This window comes from Martinezella hainanensis (assembly GCF_900094555.1).
GTDB lineage: Bacteria > Pseudomonadota > Alphaproteobacteria > Rhizobiales > Rhizobiaceae > Rhizobium > Rhizobium hainanense.
On sequence record NZ_FMAC01000007.1, the window covers coordinates 208,555 to 230,009 of the forward strand.

General features: G+C 58.4%; 19 protein-coding genes. 10 read left to right on the forward strand and 9 right to left on the reverse strand.

The genetic code is table 11. From position 1 onward, the window contains the following. The 4 genes from GA0061100_RS22410 to GA0061100_RS22425 are packed head-to-tail and all read left to right on the forward strand — an operon-like array spanning position 1 to position 3,522. Entirely contained in the window at positions 1-921 is a 921-nt protein-coding gene (locus GA0061100_RS22410) for a metal ABC transporter substrate-binding protein (protein ID WP_075854952.1), read from the forward strand. Continuing rightward, a complete protein-coding gene (locus tag GA0061100_RS22415) occupies positions 918-1,823 on the forward strand; it encodes a manganese/iron ABC transporter ATP-binding protein (protein ID WP_075854953.1) in 906 nt (301 codons plus the stop codon). Before GA0061100_RS22410 ends, GA0061100_RS22415 begins: the two co-directional genes overlap by 4 nt. Beyond that, positions 1,820-2,680: an iron/manganese ABC transporter permease subunit SitC gene (gene sitC, locus GA0061100_RS22420; protein ID WP_075854954.1), complete on the forward strand. Its 861-nt coding sequence runs from the start codon at positions 1,820-1,822 to the stop codon at positions 2,678-2,680. Before GA0061100_RS22415 ends, sitC begins: the two co-directional genes overlap by 4 nt. After that, the gene (locus GA0061100_RS22425) at positions 2,677-3,522 is read left to right on the forward strand and encodes a metal ABC transporter permease (RefSeq protein WP_075854955.1); all 846 of its coding nucleotides are present in this window, start codon (positions 2,677-2,679) and stop codon (positions 3,520-3,522) included. Before sitC ends, GA0061100_RS22425 begins: the two co-directional genes overlap by 4 nt. Before the next feature lie 81 nt (positions 3,523-3,603). On the opposite strand, the gene GA0061100_RS22430 is transcribed toward GA0061100_RS22425, so the two are convergent. The 3 genes from GA0061100_RS22430 to GA0061100_RS22440 all read right to left on the reverse strand — a co-directional run bounded on the left by GA0061100_RS22430 (position 3,604) and on the right by GA0061100_RS22440 (position 6,542). After that, positions 3,604-4,044, reverse strand: a complete 441-nt coding sequence (locus tag GA0061100_RS22430; RefSeq protein ID WP_075854956.1) for a Fur family transcriptional regulator — start codon at positions 4,042-4,044, stop codon at positions 3,604-3,606. Positions 4,045-4,285: 241 nt separating this feature from the next. Further along, positions 4,286-5,914: a thiamine pyrophosphate-binding protein gene (locus tag GA0061100_RS22435; protein ID WP_075854957.1), complete on the reverse strand. Its 1,629-nt coding sequence runs from the start codon at positions 5,912-5,914 to the stop codon at positions 4,286-4,288. 331 nt (positions 5,915-6,245) lie between these two features. Next, entirely contained in the window at positions 6,246-6,542 is a 297-nt protein-coding gene (locus GA0061100_RS22440) for a hypothetical protein (RefSeq protein ID WP_244557918.1), read from the reverse strand. Positions 6,543-6,865: 323 nt separating this feature from the next. Between GA0061100_RS22440 and GA0061100_RS22445 the strand changes: the two genes are divergently transcribed. From GA0061100_RS22445 to GA0061100_RS22460, 4 genes are all read left to right on the forward strand, one after another. After that, complete coding sequence (locus GA0061100_RS22445) at positions 6,866-8,353, forward strand: nucleobase:cation symporter-2 family protein (protein ID WP_425298695.1); 1,488 nt, start codon at positions 6,866-6,868, stop codon at positions 8,351-8,353. A gap of 540 nt (positions 8,354-8,893) precedes the next feature. Next, entirely contained in the window at positions 8,894-9,955 is a 1,062-nt protein-coding gene (locus GA0061100_RS22450) for a porin (RefSeq protein WP_075854958.1), read from the forward strand. A 511-nt stretch (positions 9,956-10,466) separates the two neighbouring features. Next, positions 10,467-12,563 (forward strand): carboxy terminal-processing peptidase, encoded by a 2,097-nt coding sequence (locus GA0061100_RS22455; protein WP_075854959.1) that lies wholly within the window; start codon positions 10,467-10,469, stop codon positions 12,561-12,563. Between the two features lie 528 nt (positions 12,564-13,091). Beyond that, positions 13,092-13,676 (forward strand): IMPACT family protein, encoded by a 585-nt coding sequence (locus tag GA0061100_RS22460; protein ID WP_075854960.1) that lies wholly within the window; start codon positions 13,092-13,094, stop codon positions 13,674-13,676. Between the two features lie 68 nt (positions 13,677-13,744). Here GA0061100_RS22460 and GA0061100_RS22465 read toward each other — a convergent pair whose 3' ends face one another. Together GA0061100_RS22465 and GA0061100_RS22470 are read right to left on the reverse strand one after the other, a co-directional pair. Continuing rightward, positions 13,745-14,962, reverse strand: coding sequence for an MFS transporter (locus GA0061100_RS22465; RefSeq protein ID WP_244557919.1), 1,218 nt, complete (start codon positions 14,960-14,962; stop codon positions 13,745-13,747). Positions 14,963-15,117: 155 nt separating this feature from the next. Then, on the reverse strand, positions 15,118-15,561 hold the full coding sequence (locus GA0061100_RS22470; protein ID WP_075854962.1) for a VOC family protein: 444 nt from the start codon (positions 15,559-15,561) through the stop codon (positions 15,118-15,120). Between the two features lie 73 nt (positions 15,562-15,634). Between GA0061100_RS22470 and GA0061100_RS22475 the strand changes: the two genes are divergently transcribed. Beyond that, positions 15,635-16,555 (forward strand): LysR family transcriptional regulator, encoded by a 921-nt coding sequence (locus GA0061100_RS22475; RefSeq protein WP_075855120.1) that lies wholly within the window; start codon positions 15,635-15,637, stop codon positions 16,553-16,555. Positions 16,556-17,303: 748 nt separating this feature from the next. Then, positions 17,304-18,863, forward strand: coding sequence for a glycosyltransferase family 39 protein (locus GA0061100_RS22480; RefSeq protein ID WP_083961422.1), 1,560 nt, complete (start codon positions 17,304-17,306; stop codon positions 18,861-18,863). A gap of 186 nt (positions 18,864-19,049) precedes the next feature. Here the strand turns inward: GA0061100_RS22480 and GA0061100_RS22485 are convergent, their stop codons facing one another. The 4 genes from GA0061100_RS22485 to GA0061100_RS22500 all read right to left on the reverse strand — a co-directional run bounded on the left by GA0061100_RS22485 (position 19,050) and on the right by GA0061100_RS22500 (position 21,424). Further along, positions 19,050-19,670, reverse strand: a complete 621-nt coding sequence (locus GA0061100_RS22485) for a YdeI/OmpD-associated family protein (protein WP_075854963.1) — start codon at positions 19,668-19,670, stop codon at positions 19,050-19,052. A gap of 125 nt (positions 19,671-19,795) precedes the next feature. Continuing rightward, positions 19,796-20,221 carry an SRPBCC family protein gene (locus GA0061100_RS22490; protein WP_075854964.1) on the reverse strand — a complete coding sequence of 142 codons (426 nt, stop codon included), beginning with the start codon at positions 20,219-20,221 and terminating at the stop codon, positions 19,796-19,798. Then, positions 20,218-20,541: an ArsR/SmtB family transcription factor gene (locus tag GA0061100_RS22495; RefSeq protein WP_075854965.1), complete on the reverse strand. Its 324-nt coding sequence runs from the start codon at positions 20,539-20,541 to the stop codon at positions 20,218-20,220. The genes GA0061100_RS22490 and GA0061100_RS22495 overlap by 4 nt, the downstream gene beginning before the upstream one ends. An 85-nt stretch (positions 20,542-20,626) precedes the next feature. Then, the gene (locus GA0061100_RS22500; protein ID WP_075854966.1) at positions 20,627-21,424 is read right to left on the reverse strand and encodes a glycerophosphodiester phosphodiesterase; all 798 of its coding nucleotides are present in this window, start codon (positions 21,422-21,424) and stop codon (positions 20,627-20,629) included. Positions 21,425-21,455 lie beyond the last annotated feature (31 nt).

The following is a 21,455-nucleotide window of genomic DNA, read 5'->3' on the forward strand; positions in this document are numbered from 1 at the left end:
ATGTTCGGCAAGGTGAGACGGTCCGCCCTGGCCGGAATCGCGGGCACAGCATTTGCCGTCGCACTGGCAGCGGCCCCGGTCGCGGCTCAAGAAAAATTCAAGGCGGTCACGACCTTCACGATCATCGCCGACATGGCAAGGAATGTTGCGGGCGATGCCGCGATTGTCGAATCCATCACCAAACCTGGCGCGGAGATCCACGAATACCAGCCGACGCCCGGCGATATTCAGCGGGCGCAGGGGGCAAGGCTCATTTTCTCGAACGGCCTCAATCTGGAGCTATGGTTCCAGAAGTTCTACCGGAACCTCAAGGATGTCCCGGACGTCGTCGTCTCGACCGGCATAGAGCCGATGGGCATTACGGAAGGCCCCTATGAGGGCAAGCCCAATCCGCATGCCTGGATGTCGCCCGAAAACGCAATTGTCTATGTCGACAATATCCGCGATGCCTTCGTCAAGTACGACCCGGAGAACGCAAACACCTACAAGGCCAATGCCGAAGCCTATAAGGAAAAGATCAAGGCAACGGTCGCTCCGATCCGCGAAACGCTCGACAAGATCCCGCAGGACAAGCGCTGGCTGGTCTCGAGCGAAGGCGCATTTTCCTATCTCGCCCGCGATTTCGGCCTGAAGGAGCTCTATCTCTGGCCGATCAATGCCGACCAGCAGGGCACGCCGCAGCAGGTGCGCAAGGTTGTCGATACCGTCAGGAAAAACCGGATTCCCACCGTCTTCAGCGAAAGCACGGTTTCGGACAAGCCGGCCCGCCAGGTCGCCCGCGAAACAGGCGCTCATTATGGCGGCGTGCTTTACGTCGATTCGCTGAGCGAAACCGACGGGCCGGTGCCGACCTATCTCGACCTTCTGCGGGTGACTTCCGGGACACTCGCCAAGGGCCTGACTGAGGGTCTACCGCAATGAGCCACTCCTTCAGTCGCCTTGACACGCCCGCATCCGAAGATGCGGGTTCGGGCATTGCGGTCAGGAATGCCGCCGTCACCTATCGCAACGGCCACACAGCGCTCAGGAACGCCAGCTTTTGCATTCCGAAGGGAACGATCGCTGCGCTGGTCGGGGTGAACGGCTCGGGCAAATCCACCCTGTTCAAGGCCATCATGGGCTTTGTCCGGCTCGCAAAAGGCGAAATCCGCGTGCTCGGCATGCCGATCAAGGACGCCCTGCGCAGAAACTTTGTCGCTTATGTGCCGCAGGCCGAGGAGGTCGACTGGAATTTTCCGGTTCTGGTCGAGGATGTCGTGATGATGGGGCGCTATGGCCATATGGGCATGATGCGCATCGCGAAAGCGGCCGATCACGAGGCCGTCGCCGCCGCGCTTGCCCGCGTCAACATGGGTGAATTTCGCAAGCGCCAGATCGGCGAGCTCTCCGGCGGGCAGAAGAAGCGGGTCTTCCTCGCGCGTGCGCTGGCGCAGGACGGCCGTGTGATCCTTCTGGACGAACCGTTCACCGGCGTCGACGTCAAGACCGAGGAACAGATCATCAAGCTCCTCCGCGAATTGCGAGATGAAGGCCGCGTGATGCTGGTGTCGACCCACAATCTCGGCTCCGTGCCGGAGTTCTGCGACCGGACCATTCTCATCAAGGGCACGGTTCTCGCCCATGGGCCGACCGCCGACACGTTCACGCAGGAGAATCTGGAGAAAGCCTTCGGAGGCGTGCTGCGTCATTTCGTGCTGAACCGGCCACCAGATGGCGGGAAGGCTGCGGTCCGCGTGCTCGGCGACGACGAACGCCCGCTGATCCTCGAGGGCGGAAAGACTGTCGATCGACGAGCGGAAGTCGATGGAGGAGATCGGGAATGACGGCCGGCATGCTCGAACCCTTTGCCTACGAGTACATGTTGAACGCCATGTGGGTCTCCGCTCTTGTCGGCGGCGTCTGCGCATTTCTGTCCTGCTATCTCATGCTCAAGGGCTGGTCGCTTATCGGCGACGCACTTTCGCATGCAATCGTACCGGGGGTCGCGGGGGCTTACATGCTCGGGCTCCCCTTCTCTCTCGGCGCCTTCTTCTCGGGCGGCTTAACAGCCGGCGCGATGCTCTTTCTCAACCAGCGAACCAGGCTGCGGGAGGATACGATCATCGGCCTGACCTTCTCTTCCTTCTTCGCGCTTGGCCTGTTCATGGTGTCCCTGAAGCCAATGGCGGTGAACATACAGACGATCGTTCTCGGCAATGTGCTCGCCATTACGCCGGGAGACACATTGCAGCTTGCGATCATCGGCTTCGTCTCGCTCGCCATCCTGCTGATCAAGTGGAAGGACCTGATGGTGACCTTCTTTGACGAGAGCCATGCGCGCTCCATCGGGCTCAATCCGACCGCACTGAAGCTGATGTTCTTCACGCTGCTCTCGGCCTCGACGGTCGCAGCCCTCCAAACGGTCGGCGCCTTCCTCGTGATCTGCATGGTGGTAACGCCGGGCGCGACGGCCTATCTGCTGACCGATCGCTTCCCGAAGCTATTGGTGATCGCCGTCGTCATTGGCTCGCTGACAAGCTTCGTCGGCGCCTATGCGAGCTACTTCCTCGATGGCGCGACCGGCGGCATCATCGTCGTCTTGCAAACGGCGATCTTCCTGATCGCATTCTTCTTCGCGCCCAAGCACGGAATGCTGGCCGCCCGCCGGCGGGCGATGCAGGCGCTGGAGGATGGACGATGAGCTTGATCGACACCATCCTTTCCCCCATGCAGTTCGACTTCATGGTCAATGCGCTGGCGATCTCAATGCTCGTTGCCGTGCCGATGGCGCTTCTTTCCTGCTTCCTGGTGCTGAAGGGCTGGTCGCTGATGGGCGACGCGATCAGTCATGCCGTCTTTCCCGGCGTGGTCGTCGCCTATATAGCCGGCTTTCCTCTTGCCGTCGGCGCATTCGCTGCCGGCATGTTCTGCGCCATCGCGACCGGCTTTTTGAAGGACAACAGCCGCATCAAGCAGGATACGGTGATGGGCGTCGTCTTCTCTGGCATGTTCGGCCTCGGTCTCGTCCTCTATGTCAAAATCCGCTCCGAGGTGCATCTCGATCACATCCTGTTTGGCGACATGCTCGGCGTTTCCTGGCACGATATCGGAATGGCAGCCGTCATCGCGGCGGTCACGGCTGTAATCATCGGCATCAAGTGGAAGGATTTCCTCCTGCACGCGTTCGATCCGGCCCAGGCGCGCGCCATCGGCCTGCGGGTGACGCTGCTGCATTACGGATTGCTGGGGCTGATCTCGCTGACCATTGTCGGCGCCTTGCAGGCGGTCGGCCTCATCCTTGCGGTTGCCATGCTGATCGCTCCGGGAGCCATCGCCTTTCTGCTTGCCCGCAGGTTCAGCACGATGCTCGTTCTGGCGATGGCGATCGCCGTGATCGGCTCCTTTGCCGGCGTCTACCTGTCCTTCTTCATGGACAGCGCGCCGGCGCCGACCATCGTGCTCCTGCTTGCCATGGCCTTTGTCTTTGCCTTCGTTCGCGCCACCCGCAAGGCGGCATCGACCGATGCAACCGACGTCAGCTAGATCCTCCGCAGGAAGGGAGCGGTACGATGCCGCCCCGAGAACGCTATGCGTTGTGGACCGGCGGGTCCAAAACGGGCCTGATCATCCCGCTTTTTTTGGGCCGCGCGTTCTCTTCAAGGGTTTGACGTAGATTTCGAGCTTGTGCCCGACGATCTCGAAACCATGCTTTCGTGCGATCTCTTCCTGAAGCCGCTCGATTTCATCGGACCGGAATTCGATAATCGTGCCGGTTTCCATGTTGATCAGATGGTCGTGATGCTCCTGATCGGCAGTTTCGAAGCGTGCGGGGCCATTTCCAAAGGAATGGCGCTCGAGAATGCCGTTATCCTCAAGGATGCTCAGCGTCCGGTAGACAGTGGCGATGGCGATGCCGGGATCGATTGCGGTGACGCGGCGATGAATTTCCAGCGCGTCGGGATGATCTGACGCCTCGGACAAAACCTTGGCTATCGCCTGCCTCGGAGCGGTCAGGCGCAGCCCCTTCTCCTTGCAAAGCCCGACAATATCTTTTTTTTCATCCATGGATCAGAACCCAAATATCCTCGGCGTGCCGCAATTATCGTGATTCTGCGGCGATATTCCACGCCAAGCCTAGGCGCAACCTCATCTGCTTTACAGTCATCGTCACCGCGTCGCAACGATCCGGCGAAGACGTCTCAATTATCCCCGGGGACACACGACAGCTCTTCGCGGGATCGCCGCGCTGATATCACAACCCTCCCCCTTGAAGGCGATTAGCCTCTCGCAACCTTGAAAAAGATCGTCATATGCGCATTCGCGGCACGTCGTTGGGATCGAGGCGCAGCTCGATCAGGACAGGGCGATTGCGGTTCCTAATGGCGTCAAGAGCGCTTTCAAGCTCATCAGCCGAGCTGACCGCGACGCCATGTCCGCCGAGCGCGGTCGCGACATCGGCAAATGAGGGCCAGTTGAACTGGGTGAGACCCGGATCCATCTTCCGATCGCGAAACTGGATATGTTCGGCTCCGTAGGCCGAATCGTTGCAGACGATGACGATCAGGTCCTGACCGAGACGTACGGCAGTGTTGAACTCGTTGACGCCGCTCATCATGAAGCCGCCATCCCCGGTGAAAAGCGCCACCGGCCGATCCGGCGCGGCAACGCTTGCGCCGATCGCTTCCTGCAATCCAAGACCGATCGAGCCGAAATTTGCCGTCACGACGAAACTGCGCGGGTCGCTGACGGAAATCCGGCACCAGACCTCGGTCATGAAACGCCCGCCGTCGGTCACGAGCACTCGGTTCTTCGGCAGGGCCTTTTCCAGCTCCTCGAGCGCCCAGATGTAGTTCACATATCCCGCATTCGTCTTGCCGCGCTGATCACGCGGATGGGTGGTCAGCGAAGGGACATCCAATTCACGCGTGAAGCCGCTCGGCGGAATTTCCGCCACGTCCAGCCAATGGACAAAATTGTCTGCCGTCAGGCCCGCATCGGCCACCAGAGCCGCATCCGGATGAATGTTCTTGCCGATGGCGCGTGCATCCATATCGATCTGGACGACGCGCTTGCCCCTCAGGAGCTTGCTCCTATCAGTCGTGAAATCATGCAATCCCGCTCCGAAACAGATCAGGCAATCTGCCTTGGCAATCAGGTCATAGGCGGCAGGTGTGCTGAGCGTACCGAAAATATCCATATTATAGGGATGGCCGCCGAAGAGCCCCTTGGCTTTCAAGGTCGTCGCAAGCGGCGCTTCCAGTCGGTCCGCCAGGCGGATGAGCTGATCGCGCGCATCGCAAGCTCCGCCGCCTGCGAGGATGAGCGGCCGTTTTGCCGAGGCGATCATGCCGATGGCCCTGTCGAGCGCATCGCCCTCTGGCACATAGCCGGGAGCATCGAAGACTTCGAACACAGCCCGCTCGTGCGCCTGTTCACACCACATGAAATCAGCTGGCATGTTCAAGACGATCGGACGCCGCTCGACCCGGGCGCGATAGAAAGCGCGGGCAACGTCCCAGGTTGCGGTTTCCGGCGAGCGCATCTGCTCGAAACCGGCGCCGGTGGCCTTGACGACCTCGCGCTGGTCGATGCTCTGAAGATGGTGCGGGTTGACGACCGGCGTGTCGCCCGCCAGAAGCACCATGGGGATGGAGCCACGGGCACCTTCGGTGAGCGCAGTGACGCAATTGGTCAATGCCGGACCGTGGGTCACGCTCGCGACACCCACCTTTCCGGAGACATGGGCATAGGCGAGCGCCATCAGGACCGAGCTCCCTTCATGGGCCGCCGGCACGAAGCGGCCGCCGCATCCGCGCACATAGTGGTCGATCATGAAAAGGTTGGCATCCCCCATGAGACCGAACATCGTGCTGACATCATGATCGCAAACCGCGCGCGCAATCGACTGGTAAACATAAATCGCATTCTCGGTCATCTTGAGTATTTTCCCCTCCTGCGGCGCCTCAAATCGTTGACGCTCAGAATATCAGCAAGGGCGTGCAAGGGGTGCGCAAGTTCGAGATAGAGAACCTGTCTGCGCGCAAGATAGTTGCCATGATATGGAAGGAAATGCACGATGCGTGTGTCGACCCTCAAAGGCTCGCAGCAGGGTCCAAGCCCGCTATCCTATCGGGAAGATGGACAGGCGGTTCTGGAACGCGAGGTATCAGGAGGATCGAACGAGTTTTTCCTGCAACTCTGCAGCCACCGATGAAGGAAAGCCAACGCTCCTATCAGGAAGGATGAGAGGTCTCGCCTGCAAGTTTCTACTTCGTCTCATCAAGCTTATTATAAGCTGCCTGTATGATATCGATGTCGGCGGCGTGACCGATGCCGGCCAATTTATAGAGCACATCGCCAACGGCTTTATCCACGCGTGGCTTGTTCTTCGAATAGACTTTCTCGACGATCGGCTGGATTGCATCTTCGGCACCGTCAGCTGCGAAATAGAGCTCCAAGGCTCGATACAAAAACGCATCGCGACGATCATTCAGATCTAATAGGGACTCGTCGCCGACGATCGACGCAAGTAGCCTGACTGCCTTGTTTTGATATTCGCTCATTATACCCTACCCAAATCTTCTGAATGATACTCGAACCGGAAAATGGACTATATGTTTCTGCACATATAGTCTTTCCCGAGACTGAACCGACCTCAATGGCCGCATCGTCAATTATGTCGACACGGCCGATATGAAGTTGCCCGTCTCGGCGGCATGGGATTTTTCCGCTTGCCCGCTCCACCGGCGGAAGACTGTGGTCGACCAACCAAACCAACGCGGGCATGGCCTTCTGGTAAGGTGTTTCGCATTTTTCTATAAAGTCATGACACGGCGCACACCGTAACGTGCAAGGCTCGTTTGGAGGAAACGAGAAACGCAAAGGTATGGAGGAGATTACCTTGGCAGCAGCCTCAGAGGAAAATACCGCACGCCTATCGCCTGAAGATGAAAAGCTCAGCCTTGGTGCCAATCTGGCCTATGGTCTTCAACATGTCCTGACCATGTATGGCGGCATCGTTGCCGTTCCGTTGATCATCGGCCAGGCATCTGGCCTTACACCGGCCGACGTCGGCCTGCTTGTGACCGCATCGCTGTTTGCCGGCGGTCTCGCGACTATGCTGCAGACGATTGGAATACCGTTTTTCGGCAGCCGCCTTCCCCTCGTGCAGGGCGTATCCTTTTCGGGCGTCGCGACGATGATCGCCATCACCGGACATGGCGGCATCCAGACCGTTCTTGGCGCAGTCATTGCGGCGTCGTTCATCGGGCTCCTCATCACGCCCGTCTTTTCCCGCATCACACGCTTCTTTCCGCCGATCGTCACCGGCATCGTCATTACCACCATCGGTCTCACGCTCATGCCGGTTGCAGCGAGTTGGGCGATGGGTGGCAACCGGAACGCGCCGGATTTCGGCAGTCAGGCCAACATTCTGCTTGCGGCCGTGACGCTCATGATCGTGCTGCTGCTCAGCAAGCTGGGCAGTTCTGCCATATCGAGGCTCTCGATCCTGCTCGCCATCGTCATCGGCACGGGCATCGCCTATGCGGTCGGCTTAACGGATTTCTCCCGGGTGATGAACGGCCCCTTCGTCGCCCTGCCACAGATCTTCCATTTCGGCTATCCCGTGTTCGACATGGCGGCGATCATCTCGATGTGCATCGTCATCATGGTGACGCTGGTCGAGACCTCCGCGGATATCCTCGCCGTCGGCGAGATCGTCGGCACCAAGGTTGATGCGCGCCGGCTCGGCAACGGTCTGCGCGCCGATATGCTCTCCAGCATCCTGGCGCCTGTCGTCGGATCCTTCACGCAGAGCGCCTTTGCCCAGAATGTCGGCCTCGTGGCCGTGACCGGCATCAAGAGCCGATTTGTCGTGGCAACCGGCGGCCTCTTTCTCGTCGCCCTCGGCCTGCTGCCGATCGTCGGCCGCATCGTCGCTGCCGTTCCGAGTTCCGTCCTTGGAGGAGCAGGCCTCGTCCTGTTCGGCACCGTCGCTGCGAGCGGTATTCGCACACTCGCCAAGGTCGACTACGAGAACAACATGAACCTCATCATCGTGGCAACCTCGATCGGTTTCGGCATGATCCCGATCGCCTCGCCGGGCTTCTACGAGCATTTTCCGGCATGGGTCGTCACCATCTTCCACTCCGGCATCAGTTCCGCCGCCCTGATGGCAATCACGCTGAACCTACTATTCAACCATCTGACAACCGGCAACTCGGATCAACAATCGGTTTTCGTTGCTGGAACCGAGCGCCTGATCCGATATCAGGATATCGCCAGCCTGCATGACGGCGATTATTTCCTGAACGGCAGGCTTTATGACGCCAAGGGCGCGGAAGTGCCGTTGATCTCCGCGGAAGCCCATTAGACGCAAGCGTATCTGCTTCGACGGTTTCAAAACGTTTCGGCGTTTTGGAGCCGTTTTCTTTTAAACCAGGCCGCCGTTTCCCCACGATCGCAAATAGACCGGAAGTCATCAGCACGGTCCGCATTTATCCTTGGACAAGGCATCTGAACGAGTTTGCGTAAGACGGTGTCGACTAATGGTGGTCGGCACAACGCGATTCGCCCATGCATTTCCGGCATATAGTTTGTATGTATAACTTACTATATTTTGGAGATTTTGCCAAAAATAACATACATTTGGAATGTTTATTAAGTATATCTATCTAATATACTTGATATACATACTAAGATCGCGTTAGTTTCTGGTGTAATTTTGCATCTGTGACGAATTTATGAAGAGAAATACATAACAACTGCGAATTATTCTATTCCGATGTGCCAGCAGCCTCGTTAGCTTGCCTGCACGGAAGTCTTTCGGGCTTTCGGTAAGAGGGAACGGCCGGATGAACGTGGTGGAGATCCTCCGACTGCATTCCGGTCTGGCAAATCGATTGGAGAAAAAATGAATATCAAGAGCCTTCTTCTCGGCTCCGCTGCTGCCCTTGCAGCAGTATCCGGTGCTCACGCGGCTGACGCTGTTGTCGCTGCCGAGCCGGAGCCCCTGGAATATGTCCGCATCTGCGACGCATACGGTGCAGGTTACTTCTTCATCCCGGGCAGCGAAACCTGCCTCAAGATCGGCGGTAAGGTTCGTACCGAAGGTCAGTGGTACGACCCCTACAACCCGAGCGCTCGCTTCGGCACGAAGTGGCATACCCGTGCTGAGCTGCAGCTGCAGACGGCAACCGACACCGAATACGGCCCGCTGAAGACCAACACCGAGCTGCGTTGGGACTGGAACGACGGCAACGCGACGTCCACCAACCTGCTGCACGCCAGCATCAGCCTCGGTGGTTTCCTCGTTGGTAAGGAAGACTCGCAGTTCAACGTCTTCACCGGTTATGCCGGCGACGTCATCAACGACGACGTTGTTTATGACGGCCCGTACGAACTCAACCAGATCACCTACAACTACGACGCAGGCAACGGCTTCTCGGCTGTGATCTCGCTCGAAGACACGAACTCCGGCTCGGGCGCAACTGGCTCGAATGGCGAAGACAGCTCGGATCACTACGCTCCTGACGTTGTTGCCGGTGCTGGCTTCAAGTCCGGCGCATGGGGCTTCAAGGTCGTCGGCGGCTACGACTCGATCGTCGAAGAAGGTGCTATCAAGGCTCGTGTCGATGCTGACTTCGGCGTCTTCTCGGCCTTCGTCATGGGTGGCTGGAACACCGACGGCAGCAAGCTCAACAAGTATGCCGGCGCGAACGGCGGTGGCGCTGCCTCCGGTATCGGCTGGGGCGACTGGGCAGTTTGGGGCGGCGCAAGCGTTCCGATCAACGAAAAGCTGAAGTGGAACTTCCAGGTCGCCTACACCGACTCGAAGATCTTCTCGGCAACAACGAACCTCAAGTTCAAGCCGGTCAAGAACCTTCTGGTCGAGCCGGAAGTTACCTACACCAACTGGGACTCCATCAATCAGGACCAGTGGGCAGGTATCCTCCGCTTCGAGCGTAGCTTCTAATCTGATCTGAACTAGACCTCCGATCAGAGACGGAAGAAGACCTGGTTTCCCTCCGGGTCTTCTTCTTTTCTATTTTATTGCAGGCTGTATTTTTTGGCAGCCATTCCAGGCCGCATATTGCCCGCGAAATCCAAGATCGAACGACTATCGCACGACCGGTGACGGTTGCGCATTATCATGTCATCCCCGCCAGCCTCAATCATCGCGGCGCTCGCTGTTGCACTACCCAGCCGTCTCTCGACCGAAGGATGAGCCGCCGATCCGAGAGTGATCCCGCCAAGCCTACCTCGGCACAGCTATCGAACAGCTTGCGCGGCGCCGTCTCCGGCATTCGAAGGTCGACTTCGGCACCCCTAGCTTCGAATTCGTTGAGGGTCGTCACACTCGCTTCACGCAAATGTTTCGAAAATCTTTCCCAAAGGAAAGCATCTGTCTGGTTGCCAAAAAACCATAATTGTTCCACCTAGATTATAGATTGAACATTTAACGTTGAGAATCGGGCCAAGACTTGATGCGTACGAAATATGGTTTCCTCTGCCTGTTCCTGGCATTTGCCTCATCGGCATATGCTCTGGAAGCCGGTTCACCGCCAGTTTTGACACCGCTGCCGCAGCAGGCGCAAGCTGCTCATTTGACAGCGCAGTTTCTGCAACGCTTCCACTATAAGCCCGTTCCCCTGGACGACGTCCTGTCTGCCAGGATCATGAATCGCTTCATCAAGTCCCTCGATCCGGATCGCGTCATCTTTCTGCAGAGCGATATCGACAAGTTCATGGCGGGCAGCACCAAGATCGATGACGCCATCAATCAGGAAGACCTGAATATCCCGTTTTCCATTTTCAATGTGTACGAGCAGCGTGTCGTCGACCGCATGACCTATGCGCGCAGCCTGCTCAATCAAAAGTTTGATTTCACCACCAAGGAAGACTACTCGCTGGTGCGCGACAAGGAGCCTTGGCCACAGACCGAAGCGGAAAGCAACGATCTCTGGCGCAAACGCGTCAAGAACGACTGGCTGCGCCTGAAACTTGCCGGCAAGGATGATGCCGCCATTCGCGATACGCTCGACAAACGCTACGAAAACTCCCTCGAGCGCGCCTATAAATACAAAAACGACGATGTCTTCCAGACATTCATGGACGCCTACACGACGTCGGTCGACCCGCATACCGATTATTTCGGCGCGACCGCCTCGGCCGAATTCGATATTTCGATGAAACTCTCGCTGGTCGGTATCGGCGCAGTCCTGCAGGAAAGGGACGACTATACCACGATCCGCGAACTGGTCGCCGGCGGCCCGGCACAGCTGTCCGGCAAGCTTGCGGTCGGCGATCGCATCATCGGCGTCGGTCAAGGCGAGAACGGCCCGATAAAGGAAGTCGTCGGCACGCGGCTCGATGAAATCGTGCAGATGATACGCGGCGCCAAGGGTTCGGTCGTGCGCCTTGACATTTTGCCTGGTGATGCCGGGCCGGATGGCAAGCATCACGTCATCAGCCTCGTACGCGACAAGATCAGTCTCGACAAGCAGGCCGCCAAGCAGACGATCCTGTCGGTGAAAGACGGCAATACCACGCGCAGGATCGGCGTGATCACCCTGCCGGCTTTCTATGAAGATTTCGAAGCACGGCGCAAGGGCGACAAGGATTACCGCAGCGCCAGCCGCGACGTCGCCAAGCTTCTCGGCGAGTTGAAGCAGGAGAAGGTCGACGGAGTGCTGATCGACCTGCGCAACAATGGCGGCGGCTCGCTGGCCGAAGCAATCGACCTGACGGGCCTGTTCGTCGGCAAGGGTCCGGTCGTCCAGCAGCGCGACGCCGGCGGCGAAGTAGAGGTCGAGAGCGATGATCTTGCCGCCCCGGCCTGGACCGGCCCCGTCGGCGTGCTGATCAATCGCGGCTCGGCATCGGCCTCCGAGATCTTTGCAGCAGCGATCCAGGATTACGGTCGCGGCGTGATCATCGGCGAACCCAGCTTCGGCAAGGGCACGGTGCAAACCGTGGTCAATCTCGATCAGGTGGCCCACAATCAGAAACCGAAATTCGGCGAGCTGAAGCTGACGGTCGCTCAATTCTTCCGCGTCAACGGCGGTACGACACAGTTGCGCGGCGTGACGCCGGATATCAGCCTGCCGGGGCTTTCCGACCTCAAGACTTTCGGCGAGTCGAGCTACGACAACGCACTGCCGTGGACGCAAGTAAAGCCCGCGAACTATAAGCCCTGGGGAGACATCCAGGCACTGCTGCCGCAATTGCAAAGCCGCCATGACGCGCGAGTGAAGGATGACCCGGAATACCAGCGCTTCGTGGAGGACGTCACCACGTTGAAAGAACAGCGCGACAAGAAGGTCATTTCTCTCAACGAAACCGAACGCCGCAACGAGCTGACTGCCCAGGCAAGTCGTCTCAAGTCGCGCGGACAGGTGAATGATGGCATCGATACCGGCGAAGATGATGGCCTGCAGGCCAATGAGCGCAGCCTGAGCGCCGATATCGCCATCGAAAAGGCCCGCAAGAACGCAAAGGATATCCTGCAGAACGAGGCTGCCTCCATCGTTGCCGACGAGGCGGATCTGCAGGCCGGCATGTCGAGGGCCGCGGCAAAGTAGTCACAAAGTTGCATCGTGTCGCTCACGGCAGAGGGAGACGATCTCGCTGCCGTGACGTGGACCGGCCTCTTGGCTGCCGCTTGCAGCTAGAACAGAATACCGAAAAGTGTGGATGATTTTCGGGCGACCTCATGCTCTATTTCTTTGATTTCAGAGTGAATTCAGATTTTAGATCGAATAGGACTGAAGTCATCCAGCTCCATGGCCTCAGCTACGTTTCAGCTAGCCGTTGTAGCCTATGTGCGTGCGAATACTTGCGCCCCCAACAAAGTTTCGCACGAGGCGCCGATAAGGCTCTCTGCTCTGCCTCACGACAATGAGGCAGAGCTCCTCTCGCCTGCATCATGCACAGCGAGCCTTGGCTGTACGGTCGAAGGCCTTGGATAGCGTCCATCGGCCATCTCAATTCACCCTGACAAAAGCGGCAAGGACTAGTTTCATTTCACCCGCGCAGCACGCCAGCGCATATCTTCCCGGACGGCCGCGACTGCCTCTTCGCATAGTGTACGAAATTGGCTAAGAGGCCATATGTTTGAGCTCGTTTCGATCGCCACCGCCCATCAGGAAGTCAAGCGAAGCCGGTTCGTTGCAACAGCCGCGCCGATTGCCGATATCGACGCTGCAAAGGCGTTTGTCGCGCAGCACTCGATCATGGATGCCAATCACAATTGCTGGGCTTGGCGTGTCGGACAGAACTATCGCTTCAGCGATGATGGCGAGCCGAGCGGTACGGCCGGCAAGCCGATCCTCCAGGCGATCGACGGTTTCGAATTGGATATGGTGGCCGTCGTCGTGACGCGCTGGTTCGGTGGCACTCTTTTGGGTGCTGGCGGATTGATCCGCGCCTATGGCGGCACCGCCGCGATATGTCTGCAAGGCGCGGAGAAAAGAGAAATCCTCCCGACAGTCACCGTGACGATCGATGTGCAGTTTTCCCATCTTGCTCTCGTAAAAGCAAAACTTCTCGCCGAGGTCGGCGTTCAGATTCTGGAGGAACGCTTCACCGAATCCGGAGCCGTGCTTAGTGTGACCATAGGCGCCTCGATTGTCGAACGGATCGTCGGCAACATCCAGGATCTCACAAGCGGTCGGGCTACCGTCAAGTTGGATTGATCGGAACACTCAGAGAGACGCCGGACGATAGTGCTCTCCCATCGCAATGATAGGGTGGGGATAGGCAATCAATCGCCGGAGAGTAGAACGCCCTCAGGCGACCCCGGTACTGAAGCGGCCGCCCGCAGCAGGCCGTGAAATCCGACCCAAAGCGCGATCGACCCGAGTGCGAAGCTGCCGAGGATCGTGAACATCGCGCCATAGCCGATCTCCTGCGCCAGCCAGCCGCCGATCGCCGGGCTCAGGGATGCGCCGACCCCTTGCATGGTCATGACGACGCCCTGGCCGACATTGATGCGGCCGGTTCCGTTAAGGATACGGGCGACGAGCGTTGGCACGGTAACGCTCTGCAGACCCGCGCCGATACCGTCGAGAACCTGAACGGGATAAACGCCCCAGGAGGTAATCAGATGCGCCGCTACGAAACCACGGATCGGCAAGGAGAGGAACGAAACCAGCAGCACGAGCCATTGCCCTCTCCTTTCCGCCATGTGCATCGCGATCAAGGAGGTGATGATCATCGTGCCCTGCGCCACCACCACGGTCAGGGCGACGAAGCTTGCGGGATCGGCATGACCGGCGGAGACGACGGCCAACCCGAACAACGGCAGCATCGCCCCGTTGCCGAGATGAAACAATGCAAGCGCGCCCGCGAGGATGAGCAGCGGTTTCGATTCTGCAAGCACCTTGAAGCCGCTCGGTTTTCGATGTCTTGCAGGCTCCGCCTCATCTCGCGGGCCAGCGGCAGCAAGGGTCGCGCCACGCGCTTCATCATCGTCGATCGCGTCCGCCGGGATCATCAGCACGGAAATGATGGTGAGCACACCAAAGACGGCCGACAGCCAGAATACGGCAGTAAGCCCGAACATCCAGCCGAGCCATCCCGACAGTCCGGCACCGACCAGGTTACCGGCGTGATTGAACGCCTGATTGTAGCCATTCTGCCGATTGAAGCCGGCCTGCCGGACAATACCGAGAGTGATGCCATTGAGGGCAGGCCCGATCGCGGCGCCGGCAATGGCGGTCGCAACCTGCGATAGCGCTACGACCCAGAAGAGCTGCGACACCAATATGATCATGGACGCCAGAACAGTACAGATACCCAGCACGATCACGCATGTGCGCTTGTGCGTCGTCTCATCGATGAAGGCTCCGGCCGGTGCCATCATCACCATGCCCGCGATCCCGCCGATCGTCATGACGGAACCGATCGATCCGCTTTGCCAGCCATGGGCGACGAGGAAAACACCAAGGAACGGACCGATGCCGGCCTGAACATCGGCCATGAAGAAATTCAGAAACCCCAGTGGGATGAGAGCTCGGGCTTGCTGGCGGTCGAGGGGAGAAGAGCGCGACAATTGACAACCACCTGGTTCCTGAGATCGTCAAATGAAAAGCGCTCGACGGCAAAAGGTTCCTTGTGCGTTGAGAGAGGCGTGGCCTAGGCCCGCGCCTGCGGCGTCTCCGTCGTGAACGCGATTTCCTGGCCAAAGGACAATTCGAGCGTATTGCCATCGGGATCGGCGATATAGGTCCAGCAACCGACCGGAGGTCCATCGTCGCGCGGCTTCGATCTCAAAATGCCCCGGCGTTCGGCTTCATCGGCCTGGTACAGCACCTCTTCACGTGTCGAACAGGCAATGCCGATATGGCCGAAAGGCCCGAGCGGCGTATCCTGCAGGCTGCGCGAGGCGACGAGAACGAGCGCAAAGGGACGCAGACCGTCCGCCATCCATGCGACAGCGTCCAGAGGCTCCCTCGCCTCCCGGCGGTGGATGGCGTGAAGACGGGCAAATTCCTCATAGAAAGCGATGCTCCGGTCGAGATCGCGCACCAGAAGCGCGACATGCGACAACCCCAGATCCTTGTTTGTTGATTGGCTCATGATCAATTCCCCTTTCCCTTTCAATGTGGATCATCAATATTGGGAATGGAAATCGAAAGACGGTATCTATCCCATGCAGGAAATGAATAATATCGCCGCGTCGGACCTCAATCTTCTGCTTGTCCTGGAGGCGCTGCTCGAAGAACGCCACGTCTCGCGCGCCGCCTTGCGGCTCAATCGCTCGCAACCGGCGGTCAGCCACGCCCTGGCAAGGCTGAGGGATATCTTCAACGATCCGCTACTGGTCAGAGGCAGCGATGGGATGCAGCCAACCGCGCGAGCACTGCAGCTCGCCGAGCCGCTGTTGGAAGCCCTTGCGCTCGTGCGTTCCATGGTGGAACAGCCCCTATTCGGTATCTGCCAGACCGAGCGGCTTTTCCGCGTGTCGCTCTCGGATTACGGCGCAGCCATTCTCTTACCAGCCCTTGTCTCGCGACTGAGGCAAAGTGCCCCGCTCGTTGATCTCACCATCGTCTCCTACGGCAGAGAGAGAGCTCTTGCCGCCTTGACGGATGGCGAGCTCGACCTTGCCGTTGGCGTCTATCCGACATTGAAACAGGCGAGCCATCGCGATCTCAACAGCACACTGCTGTTCGAGGAGAGCTTCGCCTGCCTGGTGGATGCCAAGTCCACATCTGTGCCCCTGGATCTTGCCGCCTATCTGTCGCGGCCTCATGTTCAGGTTTCCGTCGCACTGCAGGACAGCAGCGAGATCGACACAGCGCTCTTGCGACTGGGTCACAAGCGCCGGATCGCCGTTCAGATTCCACATTGGTCGACCGCGCCGGACCTCGTGCGCGGCACGGATCTCATATTGACCACGGCGCGACGCAGCATAGAGCATTTGTCAGGCCACGGTCTTCTATGCCTCGAGGTACCCTTCGCGCTGCCGAGCTTTCCTTTCGTCCAGACCTGGCATCGTCGCCGCGATCGGGATGCGGCGCATCATTGGCTCCGCGGGCAGATCGAGGGCTTGGTGCGGCAGGCAGCATGAAACGCAGGCGATAGACCTCTGGGGCAAGTTCGTTGGGATCGGCCTTAACGGGATCATACGTTTCCCGATGGAGCGCAACCATGTCCACATCCACACGGAAGGTAGAGCCTATTCTCGTCATGTCGGGTCCATGACTGGCGCACGGCCTCTTTCGATATAACGCCGGCAACGCATACGCTTGCCCGACCCGGATCGCCGGCGGAAAAGTTCCACAATATAGGCGAAAGTCCGCACAGCTGAAAAAAGAGAAGGATTCGGAGGGAAAGCCGAATCCTTCTCGTCTTGATCGGAGGTCAACCGATCGGGGTGGGCAGCCGCATCGGATTGGAACGATGGGCTGCTGGTACCGACACAAGGTGTCGGATGCTGGTCGGACTCGGGGTTTGAAAACTCCCCCTCACCCAAGCTTGGCTCCTATATACATACATTCGGTATGTTTGACAACCAATTCGATGCGGATTAAGGCAGCATCTGGAAAAAATGTTGTTGGCACTTGGCGCTGCATTCATATTCCCGCAGCCATAGGCAGTTATTTGACCAGGCGGATTCGCTCAGCGTAATACGGGAGCGCTGAACGCGACGAACGACGAGGATGCTTTCACGACCTGGCTACCCAAGGAATGATATCTGGTAAATCAGATCTGCCCTCGAGATGCCGCCCCTTGAAATCTTACTGAAAACGATTGTGCCGTCGCGACATCTATGACATGGCGCGTGTGACGATAGTGGCAATCGCACGGAGAACCGGATGAACTTTCTGGGAAAAGACAGTTTTGCGGGTGCGCATCAGCAGGCTGCGTCAGCCGACAGCAGGTCATCCTCCGAATATTGGTGGGTGCCTGGAAGCCTGGCCATATATTTCATCGTGCAGGCGGCCATCCGCATCGCGATCTCCAGCTCACTGCGCATCGATGAAGCGCAGCAGTTCCTCGTAGGACAATGGCTTGCCTGGGGATATGACGCCCAACCGCCGCTCTACAACTGGATTCAGTACGGCGTCTTCGAAGTTTTCGGCACGAGTGTCGCATCGCTCGTCATAGTGAAGAATCTTCTGCTTTTCCTCGTCTACCTCGCCTATTACAAGCTTCTGAGGCTGCTCGTGGCCGATAAAAGGCTGGCGGCGGTCGGAACGCTATCGCTCTTGACGATGCCGCAGATGTTCTGGCAGGCGCAGAGAGACCTGACGCATACGGTCGGCACTCTGCTTGCGGTGCTGATGCTGATCTACTTCGTCGTTGCCACCATTCGCCGCCCGACGCTCATCTCCTATGCACTGATCGGCCTTTGGGCCGGGCTTGGAATGCTCACCAAGTACAACTTCGCTCTGGTGATCATCAGCGTCCTCATCGCGACCTTCTTTCATCCCGAAGGACGAAAAAGGCTCCTGGACTGGCGCCTTCTGCTGACGCTCGCAATCGCCGGTCTCGTGTTCCTGCCGCATGCCGTATGGATGGTGTCCAACATGGACCGCGTCCTGACAACGACGGTCAATACCATGTCGGAGCAAGGCGCCGGCGGGAAGCTTTCCGACATCGGTTTCGGACTTCTGGAACTGGTCAAAACGAGCGTCGCAATCGTCGCTCCCACGAGCGTAATCTTTCTGCTGTTCTTCCGTCAGTCATTCCTGCGTTCGCTGCGTGCAAGAAGCGAGTGGAGCGATTTCGTCGGAAGAATACTTTCGAGCACAGTCGGGATCTTGCTGGTGTTGATACTGGTGATAACGCTCACGGAGTTTCGCGATCGCTGGCTGCTCCCCTTCCTGTTTCTGCTGCCGGCCTACTTCTGTCTGAAACTCGATGCCGCGGGCGAACAGCTTGGGGCCGACATAAAGAAGTTCCTCTATGTACCCATCGTCATGATGGTGGCGCTGCCATTGATACTGGCGGGAGGCATTCTTTTCGCTCGGTTTTTCCATTCTTACGAGCATCTGAACACGCCTTATGCGACCTTCGTGGAAAAAATCGTTGCCGCAGATGGAAAGCAGCCCTCGGCAGTCGTGACGACGACCTGGCACAAGGCGGGCAATCTCCGTGTGAACATGCCACACACAGCCGTGATATCGACGGAATATCCTGCATCGGACCTTAGTCGGCAGACCATAGGAGCTGGGCCGGTCCTGCTGGTCTGGAACGAACGAGACGGGCATCAGTCAAGCATGCCAAATGCCTTGAAGCTATGGTTTACGTCGAAATTCGGAGCGGCGGAACAATTGCCATCGCAGCAGGATATTGCCCTTCCCTATTATTACGGCAAGGACCCCGATCGTTATCATTTTGGCTATGCGTGGTATTATCCGAAGCGAAACTGACCTGCGGCATCGCAGCCGTGCGGCCTAACCGATGAAGAGACGATTGAGGACAGGCAAGTTTCCGCTGCGCATTCATCCCGGCAGCCTCAATCCTGAATAGCTTCGCCCGGGGGGCATCACCCGCCGATGAAACGCAGTGCATATCTCGAATATCCGCGTTGCAAACGAACCGCTCACGAATTGCTGTTACCGCTCCAGCGCACCCTTTCCGGCGAGAATATGATTGCGGAATTTCGCAATCCGCGCGCTTCGCGTTTCGGACTTCTTCACCGAATTCAGATTGATCACATAGCTCTTTTTTCGCCCTGGCGTCAGGTCGTGGAAAGCCTCCGCCAACTCTGGATCGGAATCCAGCGCCTCGATCAACTCGTCAGGCAGTTCGATTTCGCCCACCTCTTTCTGCGGCTTGATGCCGGCCTCCGCATATCCCATTGCCTCCTTCAGGTAGGATCGGATTATGGGCTCCATCCTTGCGACGGCATCATTGCTCACGAAGCGGATCATATCGGGATGCTGGGTATTCTGCCCTTGGTTTTCGAGCACACCCTCAGGATCCTTCATCAGCGCCGCGTTGAAGAAGCTGGCGCGAAAATCACCGCGAAAGGCACCGATGACGACGATGTTGCGCCCCGCATGCATGTAGCATGGATGCGCCCACTTCACCGTCTCGACGAGACCCGCTCCCAGACAGATCCGGCGAAGCTCGTTCAAACCGTCAATCCACAGCCTCGTCGAACAGTCCGGCGTCGCAAAGCGTTCGCAGCGTCCGCATCCTTTGGTAAAGAAGTCCTCGATATCGGTGATCATGTCCTCATCCACTTCATAATTCTGCTGGTTGACTTGCCCGCACGGAGACAAAAGCCCGATGCAAGCAAGCGGCCGGAATATGCTCCCACAATTGCATCGGGGAATTTACCGGCGATGGGTCCCACTCACTCCCGCAGAACCTCGTCAAGTCTTTCAAGGAACTGCCGCCATCCGGCTTTGGCACCTCCATAGGCCTGCTTCTGGCCCGGTCGGAAGCCGACCTGCTCCATGCGCAGATGTGTCCCCTTATCCGTCTGTATAAGCGTGAATGTCACGACGCTCTTCAGATCGAAAGACGGATCATCGTGCGCAAAATTCCATCGGTAAGACAGCCTGCTGTTCGGCTCGACGACGAGCACTTCGCAATCCAGGATACCGCCCCAGTCGCTGCGAAAGGTAAAGCGGTGGCCAAGGGCGGGAACGAAGTCGTTCTTCATCAGCCATTCGGCGATCAGATGCGGCTGGGTCAGCGCACGCCAGACCTTTTCCGGCGGATGCGCAATTTCACGCTCGACGACGACAGCGCGCACTTCGCCCGATACCGCCTTCATTGATCCATCCGATCGAGCAAGTCTTCCAGATCGTCGAACTTACCCTCCCAGAAGCCGGCCATTTCGCTCGTCCAGTCAAGCAATGGGGCAAGGGCGTTGCGTTGCGCGCTATAATGCGTCTGGCGCCCTTCGTGCCGGTCACACACCAGCCCCGCCTGCTTCAGAACGGCGAGATGCTTCGAAACGCCCGGCTGGGACACCCCGGCATAGGCCGTGAGCGCAACGACGGTCTGATCGCCGGCGCGGCACAATCGCTCGAAGATCGCCCGCCGCGTCGGATCTGCGAGCGCTCGGAAAATAGGATCATGGGCATTGGTCATGACAATTCATAACTCTTTGGCTATTGATGCAATCAATAGCTGGTGAGCTATGAATAAGTCAAGCATCGACCGCCGGCCGATATTTTCAGGCGCTTGCACCCAGCATCCGCAGGAAATCCACATCGTCGCCGATAAGGGCGTCGACCAGCCGGTCCCGGACGCAGCTTCGGATCATGGGAAGCGGGTCGCGGCCGCCCTGCCAGAGCATGGCAAGCTTTTCCGGCAACGGCAGGCTCAGGCGCACGGCAATGCCGGCCTCCTGCAGTGCCTCGGCATCAGCCCGGTGAAAGCGGTTCAGCTCCAGCGAGACGCCATCGATGCCGCCGGCACGCATCGAGGCGACAATGTCCACGGGACGATGGTGAAGGATCGCTTCCGTCTGCAGGTGCGGCTCGCGCTCCTTCACGCGCAGCAGGTCGATATGGTCGAAGGAGGATATGGCAACATGGTCGAAAGCGTCGAGCTCCCGCAGCGTGCCGATCATGATATCGATAAGCCGATCGGCGCGTTCGGGCTCCTTCATCTCGATTGCCAGGCGCGTATCCGTCTGTTTGGCCCATAGCAGAGTATCGGCAAGCGTCGGCACACGGGTTCCGGTAAAGCGCGGGTCGAACTTCGCGCCGGCATCGAGCGAAAGAATGTGTTCGAGATCGTGATCGGCCACGAAGCCGAAGCCGTTTGTCGTCCGATTGAGCGTTCTGTCGTGGATCACCGCAATCTTGCCGTCACGCGTCAGCATGAGGTCGATTTCGCACTCGTTGGCGCCTGCGTTCACACCCTCCTGGAAGGCGAGAATGGTGTTTTCCGGGAAGCGCCGGCTGAAGCCGCGATGGGCGGCAATGCGGAGCGAACCATGACGAGCAGCGTGAAGGGGCAAAGGCAATGCAAGTCTCCTTGGAAGTCGGTTCTTTACG